Annotated in this window: 12 protein-coding genes; 1 reads left to right on the top strand and 11 read right to left on the bottom strand. The window is 45.5% G+C overall.

Annotation, left to right across the window (positions count from 1 at the left end; all coding sequences use genetic code 11):
* Positions 1-147: 147 nt before the first annotated feature.
* A complete protein-coding gene (locus AB6E30_RS09650) occupies positions 148-642 on the bottom strand; it encodes a DUF2780 domain-containing protein (protein ID WP_017058875.1) in 495 nt (164 codons plus the stop codon).
* A 134-nt stretch (positions 643-776) separates the two neighbouring features.
* The gene (locus AB6E30_RS09645; protein WP_008220519.1) at positions 777-1,397 is read right to left on the bottom strand and encodes an FKBP-type peptidyl-prolyl cis-trans isomerase; all 621 of its coding nucleotides are present in this window, start codon (positions 1,395-1,397) and stop codon (positions 777-779) included.
* A 213-nt stretch (positions 1,398-1,610) separates the two neighbouring features.
* On the opposite strand from AB6E30_RS09645, the gene AB6E30_RS09640 reads away from it, so the two are divergent.
* Positions 1,611-2,195, top strand: a complete 585-nt coding sequence (locus AB6E30_RS09640; RefSeq protein WP_050654149.1) for a LysM-like peptidoglycan-binding domain-containing protein — start codon at positions 1,611-1,613, stop codon at positions 2,193-2,195.
* A 59-nt stretch (positions 2,196-2,254) separates the two neighbouring features.
* Here AB6E30_RS09640 and AB6E30_RS09635 read toward each other — a convergent pair whose 3' ends face one another.
* From AB6E30_RS09635 to AB6E30_RS09595, 9 genes are all read right to left on the bottom strand, one after another.
* Positions 2,255-3,103, bottom strand: coding sequence for a DMT family transporter (locus AB6E30_RS09635; protein ID WP_372103394.1), 849 nt, complete (start codon positions 3,101-3,103; stop codon positions 2,255-2,257).
* On the bottom strand, positions 3,103-3,555 hold the full coding sequence (locus tag AB6E30_RS09630; RefSeq protein ID WP_017058878.1) for a GNAT family N-acetyltransferase: 453 nt from the start codon (positions 3,553-3,555) through the stop codon (positions 3,103-3,105). Before AB6E30_RS09630 ends, AB6E30_RS09635 begins: the two co-directional genes overlap by 1 nt.
* 57 nt (positions 3,556-3,612) lie before the next feature.
* Complete coding sequence (locus AB6E30_RS09625) at positions 3,613-4,179, bottom strand: Crp/Fnr family transcriptional regulator (RefSeq protein ID WP_372103392.1); 567 nt, start codon at positions 4,177-4,179, stop codon at positions 3,613-3,615.
* A gap of 71 nt (positions 4,180-4,250) precedes the next feature.
* On the bottom strand, positions 4,251-6,005 hold the full coding sequence (locus AB6E30_RS09620; protein WP_102333017.1) for a lysophospholipid acyltransferase family protein: 1,755 nt from the start codon (positions 6,003-6,005) through the stop codon (positions 4,251-4,253).
* 12 nt (positions 6,006-6,017) lie between these two features.
* Complete coding sequence (locus tag AB6E30_RS09615; protein WP_017068025.1) at positions 6,018-6,455, bottom strand: YHS domain-containing (seleno)protein; 438 nt, start codon at positions 6,453-6,455, stop codon at positions 6,018-6,020.
* 12 nt (positions 6,456-6,467) lie between these two features.
* On the bottom strand, positions 6,468-7,217 hold the full coding sequence (locus AB6E30_RS09610) for an NRDE family protein (protein ID WP_017068026.1): 750 nt from the start codon (positions 7,215-7,217) through the stop codon (positions 6,468-6,470).
* A 2-nt stretch (positions 7,218-7,219) separates the two neighbouring features.
* Entirely contained in the window at positions 7,220-7,762 is a 543-nt protein-coding gene (locus AB6E30_RS09605) for a DinB family protein (RefSeq protein ID WP_102514360.1), read from the bottom strand.
* A gap of 19 nt (positions 7,763-7,781) precedes the next feature.
* Positions 7,782-8,915, bottom strand: coding sequence for a D-alanine--D-alanine ligase (locus AB6E30_RS09600; protein WP_372103389.1), 1,134 nt, complete (start codon positions 8,913-8,915; stop codon positions 7,782-7,784).
* Positions 8,912-9,499, bottom strand: a complete 588-nt coding sequence (locus AB6E30_RS09595) for a DedA family protein (protein WP_372103386.1) — start codon at positions 9,497-9,499, stop codon at positions 8,912-8,914. The genes AB6E30_RS09600 and AB6E30_RS09595 overlap by 4 nt, the downstream gene beginning before the upstream one ends.
* Positions 9,500-9,582 lie beyond the last annotated feature (83 nt).

Below are 9,582 nucleotides of genomic sequence, written 5' to 3'. Positions count from 1 at the left end.
TCTCGTGTCTCGTGTCTCGTGTCTCGTGTCTCGTGTCTCGTGTCTCGTGTCTCGTGTCTCGTATCTCAAATATCTTTTCTTCCACGCACAAAAAAGAGCACCGAAGTGCCCTTATTAGATTTTAAGCTAGCTATTAATAACTAACGATTATTGCCATATAGCTGAAAGTGAATCCATCAGGCCGCTCGTTGCACCTTGTGACTGCAGTGCTTGAAGAATGATGGGTGCAAATGTTGTAACCATTGATGGATCCATACCTAATCCAGAAAACGCACTTTCAACGGCACCCTGTGAGCTTAGTAGCGATGATAGACCAGTAGACTCAAGGCTCGACATACCCGGAATAAGTGTCGCGAGTTCTTTGTTGTCGGCTGTGCCAAGAGAGTTTTGTGCAAGGGCTAACATTGAACCAATACCGCCAACTGCTTGGTCGCTGGTAACAGAAGCTTGGTCAGCTACCGTATCCACAAGCGGTGTTGTTTCGTTCTGCTGAGACCACATATTCACTGCAGCCATCAGTGCAGTTTGGGATAGTTGGGAATAGTTGGTATCTGATGATGAACTGGTTTGTTCAGAGTCGCTAGTGCTAGCGCAAGAGACAACAGCAAGGCTGCTTAAAACTGTGATGAGTACTTTCTTCATTATTCGTCCTTAAGTAATAAAGTAATTTACTCTTTCACTATAAACGAAAAACGGCGATGTAGTCACATCGCCGTTGGATTATTTCAATTTTATTTACCTATAGTATTTTGTTTTACTAAAGGTTTTTATAAAAATTAAAGAATTGCTAGAAGTTCTACTTCAAATACTAGAGCAGCAAATGGTGGGATTGCAGCACCTGCGCCACGCTCACCGTATGCTAGATCTTGAGGGATGTATAGCTTCCACTTAGAGCCAACAGGCATCATTTGTAGAGCTTGTACCCAACCTTGAATTACGCCAGTTACTGGGAATTCAGCAGGTTGACCGCGAGATACAGAGCTGTCGAAAACAGTACCGTCAGTTAGTTCGCCGTGGTAGTGAACACGTACTTGCTTGTCTGCAGTTGGGATTTCGCCAGTACCTTCAGTTAGTACTTCGTACTGAAGACCAGACTCAAGAACCGTTACTTCTGAACGAAGAGCGTTGTCAGCTAGGAAAGCTTCGCCGTCAGCAGCAGCAGCTTTAGCTAGTTCTTGACGTGCAGCTTCACCACGAGTGTGTAGCTCTTGTAGTGCGTTGTTGATTTCGTCAACTTCGATAGCTGGCATGTCGCCAACTAGAGCTGTTGCGATACCAGCAGCGATTGCGTCAACGTTTAGGCCTTCAAGACCAGAACCAGCAAGTTGTTGGCCCATTTGTAGACCGATACCGTAGCTAGCTTTTTGCTCTACAGTTTCAAATTTTACTTCAGACATGAAAAGTCACTCTTTTTGTCAGTACGAAAAGGGTAAGAATACCAGTATTAGCAGCGTGAAGAAACGGCTAGTCCCTGATCACTTGCGCTTTACCGTGCCCAAATCACAGCCATGTCAATTTTCTCGCTTTGGGCCTTGTTGTGACGGAAAGATCTATACTGTTGGTACTTTGGTTTTTATACTGTAGTTATTCAATGTATAGGACGCAGTGGTATGAATCGTCGTCAAAAGAAAAAACAGAAAGTTGACCACTTAGCAGAATTCAAGGATCGACTGAATCAGGTCAAAGAGAAATTGAGTTCGATCGATGTGAAGAAATTGAAAACCTCGACAGCGCAAACTTGGGGCTCATTGCCGAAGTTACACCAAAGACTGTTGATGGTGATTTCTCCGATCGTACTGATATTACTTTTTGTGCCGCTACCAGAACCTAAAGTAGACACAGCTCCAACAACATCGCGCGTTGAGCTTGAAATAAACACCGTCGGCTTAAGCGAACAGCAAAATGCCAAGAGCAGTTCATCAGAACCGAGTAACAAAAATTGGCAGGAGTACCTTGTTAAGCAAGGGGATACGTTAGCGCAGGTTTTTCGAAACAACGATTTGCCATTGTCTGACTTGAATGCGTTAGTGCGTATTGAAGGTGCAGATAAGCCACTCAGTCAGATTCGTAAAGGCCAACTGGTTCGTTTCAAACTTGCTGAAACTGGGCAGTTGGACATTCTTCAGCTAGAGAAAGGCGATACTTCGGTGATGTTCTTCCGCTTATCCGATGGTGGCTTTGGTCGCAGTAAGTAGATGAATAGTGAGCCTGAGTTAAAGCGCTTCACCAGACACAGATAAACGATAGAAAAGAGCTAAGCATTAGCTCTTTTTTTTGGTCGCTTGAAAGGGGCGAGTGGCAAGATGATAAGCATGATTCCGATAAAGGTTAATGTATCCGGAATCTCATCGAACCATATTGCACCTATTAGCGCGACAAACACCAATCCTGAATACTCAGCTAAGGCAATTTGGCTAGAGTGTGCTTTTTGATAGGCAGCAACTGCAAGGCCGTTGTAACTTAAGATTAGCGTCGCACTCAGGGCTATGTATCCCAAATGCTCCACAGACACTGGCTGCCAGTATAAGAAGCACAGTACTAATGAGGCTGGAATAGAGAATAAGGTTGTCCACCACAGCGTAGTGACCACCGTTTGCTCACTAGGAAGCTTTCTTACGAGTACATTAAAGAGTGCGAGAGTGAGTGCTGTACCCAAAGCAAACAGTGCTGCCCAATGAAATTGTGATGGCCTTAAGACAATCAGTGCACCGATGAAACCTATGGTAGTGGCGATCACCTTCCCAAGTGCAGGCTGCTCTTTGAGTAGAAATATAGAAAGAGGCAACATCAATAGGGGAGCCACGTAAAACACAGCGTTGGCGGTTGCTAAAGATAAATGAGTGATTGCCACAACCATACACCCGCTACCAATTAATATTAGTTGGCCTCGAATGAAGGTTACCTTAGCCTGCTGTAAGCGCCGTTGTTCTTTTTTCTGCTGTAGCCACAAAGGGGTGATGATGAGCAGAGATATCAACTGTCGGAAACAAATATACTGTAAGGGCGGTACTTCGCCATTTAACAGCTTTACCGCTACGTCGGAAAGCGAGGCAAACAAGTTACCTGCAACCAACAATAGAATACCGGCAGTGATATTCGTCATTATTTTTCTAATCTCATGTCTATATGAGGAATGTCATCTTCGAGGTACATATCCGAGATGGTGTTGAAGCCGTGGCTCGCATAGAAGTTTTCTAGGTGTTGCTGCGCGCCAATATCAATGGCCGTATTTGGCCAAAGAGCCTCGCAGCGTGTTAATGCTTCTTTGATTAATTGATGCCCCAAGCCACCACCTCTTGCCGATTGCTTGGTTGCGACTCGACCGATGCTGGTGTTGTCGTAAGAGGTACCTGGTGGTAATAAACGTGCACACGCTACCAACTCTTCATCAGCATAGCCAAGCAGGTGCTCAACACCCGCGAGTGTATCTTTACCGTCCAGCTCTGGATAAGGACAAGTCTGCTCGACCACAAATACATCGACTCTTAATTTAAGTAGTTGATAAAGCTGTTGTGTTGAGAGTTCAGAAAAAGGAATTGAGTGCCAAGTGATCATGTTTACATCCAGAGATTATCGATGCTCTGAATGTACTATGCGCGATGATTGTTGGCATTAACTATTGTTAATTCGACCTTTAATTCTGCTCAGGCTGATTGCGGTTATTCCTAGGTAGGCTGCAATTTGATTGTCGTTCAAGCGCTGCTCAAGGTCGGGATAGTGCTCGAAGAACAGCTGATAGCGTTGCTCTGGTGTATAGAGCAGCATGAAGCGTTCTTTGTTTTCCTTATGCATCAGTTGTGTTTCTAACAGCTTTAAATACAAAGGATTATTTGATGCACGCCACTCGATAACCGCATTCATTGGCAGCTCTAACATGGTGATGGGTGTCAGCGTTTCTAATAGGTAAGGAGAGGCTTGGTTCTTTATCAGACTCTCAAAGCCGATGATCCAATCTTGTTCCCAATAGAACTCTTTGCTGTATTGCTTACCATCATCAGTGAGGTAGCAGGCATGGCACAAGCCTTCAAGTACAAAGTAGATTGAACTCGCCATCTCACCTTGATTGATCAAGATGTGTCTGGTTGGCAGCTCAAGTGGCTTGGCGACAGCGAGTAGAGATTCAATCTGGCTTTCAGAGAAGTCGAAGCTTTGCAGTTGTTCGATAAAAGAGGTGTGCATGAAAATAACCTATCCCAAATAAGTGCCGAAATCATCGCACTTATTTGGAGAGAGGTACAGAGCAGGATAAATCAGAGGCGTGCGTGTTGCTCTAGGTAATCTTGAGCAAGTTCTCTGCCCATGTATTTACCTAAGGTCTTCAATGGAACCTTCTTAAGGTTCACCACAATCAAGCCATCCAAGGCATCATTAAACGATGGGTCGACATTAAAACACACCAGTTTACCGTTCATCCCTAGATATTGGCGCAGCAGTACCGGCAGGCCTTTACCTTGCTCCATGCGTGCTAACACTTTAGAGAGCAGAGGCACACTCGCCAGTGAAGAGAGCAGGTGATTTTGCCAGAACACATGACTGCTGGTATTGAGTGGTGACGAAGGTGAAACCAAATTCGCCTTTTCCTCATCATAATGGTGGATTGATAACGTGGTCGCGATCAACAGACGCGCATTGTGGCTGTAATCATTGCTGATACTGACTGGGCCGAACAGATGGGTATATTGAGGGTGACGAGACACAAAGGTCGCAATGCCTTTCCACAATAGTAACAGTGAGTTCAGGCTCTTTTGGTAAGGTTTACTTACTACCGATCGCCCAAGCTCAATGCTGTTTTCTAGAGTATCAATGAATTCTTGGTTGTAGTTAAACAGGCTACGAGAGTAGAGCTGATCAAGCCCGTGCTCAGCGATGAGTTTGTCGACCATACCGAGTCGATACGCGCCAACCAGTTCTGCCTTGGTTTTATTCCACACAAACAGTTGATGGTAGTAAAGGTCATACTCATCTAAATCACAGGCCAGCCCGCTGCCTTCTCCGACTTCTCTAAAGCTTTCTTCTCTTACTCGACCAATCTCGCGCATTAAGTTAGGAATAGATTGGCTTGGTGTGCAGTAGACCTCAAAGTTCCCTTGCTCGAGCAGTTTCATCTCTTCAGGGAGTGAGTCTATCTCTATTGATAAGACTTCTGGTGGAATAGGCGCTATCACTTGGGTATCGAAAGAGGGCGCGTGGATTGGCGTGTTCGGACTATCTTGTTGACTCATTAGATAGGTATTAAGTCGTAGGTAGTTGACGATATCCATCTCTTTTTCAAACGATTTTATCTCTGAATACGGAATCGATGAGCCAATCGAGATAGAGATAGTTGTCGCTTGTTTATTAAGAAGTTCACGCCCGAGTAGAGCGGTTCTCAACAGTGGATGAACACGACCCGCTTGATAGAAAAGCTCACTGTTCTTGCCATTGATAAAGATAGGTACCGTGGTGGCTTGGTGACGTTTGACGAATTTCGCTACCGACTTGCTCCACTCGATGTCTGTCAGTGTTTTTGCCCCTTTACGGTAGCTTGATACTTCACCTGCTGGGAATACAATCAATAGTCCACCATCAGCCAAATGACGATTGGCATCTCGAATCGCTTTGGCATTGGTGCGTTTCGATTCTTTACTGTTAAAGACATCGACACCGATGAAAAGATCATCCAGTTCAGGCAGGCGCTTAAGTAACTCATTGGCCAGCACCTTCACATCCTTTCTTACTGATCCTACGAGATCGGCAAGGATCACGCCTTCGATGGCGCCAAGCGGGTGGTTCGCCACAATCACGACAGGCCCTTCTTCCGGGATGTTTTCCGTGCTTCCCGATGCAACCGAGTAGTCGATATTGAGCGCCGACAGAGTGTAATTCATGAATTCGAAGCTAGATAACTCGTTTTTACGATCTTGGTATAGTCGGTCTAGCTTAGATAGCCCAGTTGCCCACTCGACAACAGACTCACCTAAACCAAAAGGCGTGTAACGTGGTAAACGAAAAGGACTATCAATCATAATGAAATTACCTTACTTAATCAGTTGCGGCCAAACTTTATCGGCTTGTTGAATATGCTGTGCTTGGTCTTGTTCCCAGCGCTGCTTAATCTCTTGGTCGTAGTTGAGGTAAAGCTTGTTATCAACAATCGTCCATTGATGTGGGTCACTCGGTGCAAAGTCGCTCTTCGCTGATACTGCCCAAGCGCAATAGCCACCATATTGAGGGGCATATTTTTCAGGATTATTAACAAATAAAGTCAGATTCTTTTCAGAAGAGAAATACCAATCCGCCCCTTTGTACTCGGTGCTGAATTTGTTACTGCCTTCGATGGGCTTGCCTGAAGTGAAATAAGCCACAGTGTCGTAGCCATCGAGCGCCTTACTGCTAAAGAATCCTGTGTAGATTTCATCGGCGGCAAATACGTACGGGCTAACAAGTAGCATGACCATAGTTAATAGTTTTCTCATGATGGACTCCATCTATAGATTGATTACGGGTGATAAATCGAAGGTAAAGCGCTGTTGATTTATCTGGCATGGCTTAATGGGTTCACAAGGCGAGCCGGGTGCATAAAACATCGAGGCTTGGCCGTGTAGATTGCGTAAGTGTGTAAAGCTCACCGTATGTGCGTCTTCACGATGCATACAGGTCGCTAAATGAGGCTGTTCGCTATGATGGTGAGAGTGAAATTGAAGTAAGTTCTGCTGATTCTTACCTGTTGTCATAAGCTGATCGTATTTTGCTTGTCGGTAGGCTTGTACTCGCTCTAAATCAACACCGGATGAGAAGAGTGGAGAATCAGTGTCGACGATGTGCTGTTGAATACCATCCCACATGTAGGCGATAACCAAACCATTGTTCTGAGTTAAATTCGGCGCGAAAGCCAACAAGGTAAATGGAGCAAAAGAGTGCAGGTCGAGCTTATGAAATGCTTCAGAGAGCTGACTGATGTTACGACTCGATGATAGATTCTTGAGTAACAAACCACGGCTGACTAAAGGTCCAACAGGGACTATGCCTTGATAGTTATTGAGTAGGCATAGCGAAAGCCCGAACTCATTGATACTGATCCAGCTACCACCGCCAGTTGGGTCGAGTGGCATGATGATATCGACGCCGTTAACTCGATATTGTTTAGGTGGCATTGCCAGTGCTCGCGTCTTTTGTTCGTCACGGTTAAAAAAGACCTGATAACCATTTTCTTCAAGCAGCCAAGATACTGAACACATGATTATTGCTCCCTCAGATAGCTGCTGGTGGTTGGGGCATAACCAAAGGTATTGCATGTTTCGACATCAAGAAAGGTCGTGATCACCTTGATCATCGCATAGTGATGATTGGCATGTAGAGCAGCAAAGGTGACCTCTCTTTCTAACGTAGAAGGCAGGCTGGCGAATACTTGTGTATCCATTGAAACTTCGGTTTGGATCATGATAGGCGCTTCGAGATCTCTGCGGTCTAATCGTTCAAGCCAGTTGATCACGTAATGGATCTCTTTCAATGCAATCGACCTGTCGAATTCGACGGGGTGACCACGACGACGAGTGTTGTAATCAACGGTCGCATTCTCTTTTAAAATCAGAGCGTGAAAAAGATCGAGCGTGTGACGAGTATGCTCACCAATAGAGCTTGTGACGTGCGGCTTTGCTCGTGTCAGATAGTCGCTGTCAGATATCGCTAACAAAAACTCTAAACCCTGATTCAATATTTCTACCGCTCCCTTGATACTAGGAGAGAAAGAAGTAAGGGAGCTCGGTTGGGCTATGGGGTTCATTCATGATCCTCGTACAAAGTTAATCGGTGGTCGGATATTGTTGAACAAGACGTCGCTCTTCTTGCCACGCGTTAAATAAGCTCTTAAAAGAAGGAGGCTGGTGGCCTCTTTGTTTTTGTTGAGCGCCAATATCAAAAAGAATGCGGTATTGCAGGAGTAGCGTCGAAAATATCTCTCGCAGCGGAGTGTTGCGATCCCAGATATGTCCAGCCTCACTGCTTGCGCCATTGACCTCAAGAATCGTGAAATCCTCACCGTTCATTAGGCTGTACATGTCTTTAAACTTGACGTCGAGTCGACCAAAGTGAAAGCCATCGAAGTCGTCGAATATCTCGTCTAAGCGTTCTGTTAGAGCCTGAGTGATGTATTGATTACCGTCTCGGAAGATACAGCCACGGCTATGGCTGCCTGCAAACGCGAGTTGGAACTCTTCACCCTCTGCGAGCACTTGATCCAATTTATCTTCATGCCTTGGTAGATACAGGTGGCTGAGTTGCCCAGCGCGCGGGCTGTTTTCAATTAACTGCTTGAGTGTCGACTTGCCATCACCCATCACCATTGGCGCATATTTGAGTGTGATCGAGATGATCTCACCTTGCTTTTTATTTGGGTAACGAACGTAGAAAACACCCGCTTCGGCTTGATAAGGCGCCTTTTTCTGCAATAGAAAGCGAGCATTATTTGGGAAAGATTCAATATATTGCTCAAGTTGATCTTGGTTGTTGATCAGCTTTACGCCAACACCTCGACAGCCAAGATCCGGCTTAGCCACGATAGGGAAATCAAGATCCGTTTGTATGAGTGCGCTGCGTGCGTCTTCGGCTTGTTTTTTACTGCCGAGATCCGTTTTGGTTAGGGTTATAAACGGTGAGATCCAACGCTGACTTGAAGATCCGGCAAGGCTCAGTATCTCGTGTTTCGATTCGCCGACCATACCACTGAGTTTAATGCTCGGGTTGGCGATGAGTGGTAGCGCCCAATCAAAGTGCCGTAACCCTTGCATCAGGCTTTGAATCACTACTGGAGTGTAGAAGAACCACGTCGGAAGAAACTCGTAAGGAGAGACACTACGCACGGTATCTTTTTCAAGCAGGGGCATGCCTGCATTAATTTGATGTGCTGGAATGATGTGAATATCTTGCGGTGAACTCATGATAATCCTCTAGAGTAGGTTCTATTCATTAATCGATTACCGACAAACAGCAAAGCGATGGCGCACGTGATGACGATCCATTGATATTCAGAGGCTTGCAGCCACGCTGATGTCCCTAAATAGTAGATGGCAGAGAAGACAATGCCAGTCCAGAGCGCAGTTGCGCTGATGACGGCAAATAAGAAAGTAGGCAGTGGGATGGCGAAAAAGCCACTCAGAGTAAAACCAACGGTGCGTAGCCCAGGAATAAAGCGGATAACAAAAAGGCTGCTGAATGCGTTTTGGCGTAATTTGGTACGAAGCGAACGAAAGTACTTATTAGTGAGGGCTTTATATCGAACACCTCGGAAGTAACGTCCTGATTTACCCAGGTAATAAAGACCGAGATCACCCGTGGCAATACCGATGAAAATAGCAAGCAGCGCATATTGAGGAAGTATTAGACCTTGAGTCGCGATACCTGCCGCCGTAACAATCGCAAGATCTTCAAGCAGATAAGAAAGCGCGATGATGCCAAGCATCAGCCATAGCAGCGACTCCTCCCCTGAATGTAACCATGCTTGAATGCTCTCGACGGTGCTCATTAAATGTCCTTATCTATCCTATAGATGAATGGCTTAACCACCATTCATTGAGTGTAGTAAATTAAATAGACAGGAGGAGCAGA

Origin of the sequence: Vibrio sp. 10N.247.311.12 (assembly GCF_041467515.1) — a bacterium.
Taxonomy (GTDB): domain Bacteria; phylum Pseudomonadota; class Gammaproteobacteria; order Enterobacterales; family Vibrionaceae; genus Vibrio; species Vibrio crassostreae_C.
The sequence above is the reverse complement of the archived record's forward strand: the minus strand, read 5'-3'. Positions and strand labels throughout refer to the sequence as shown.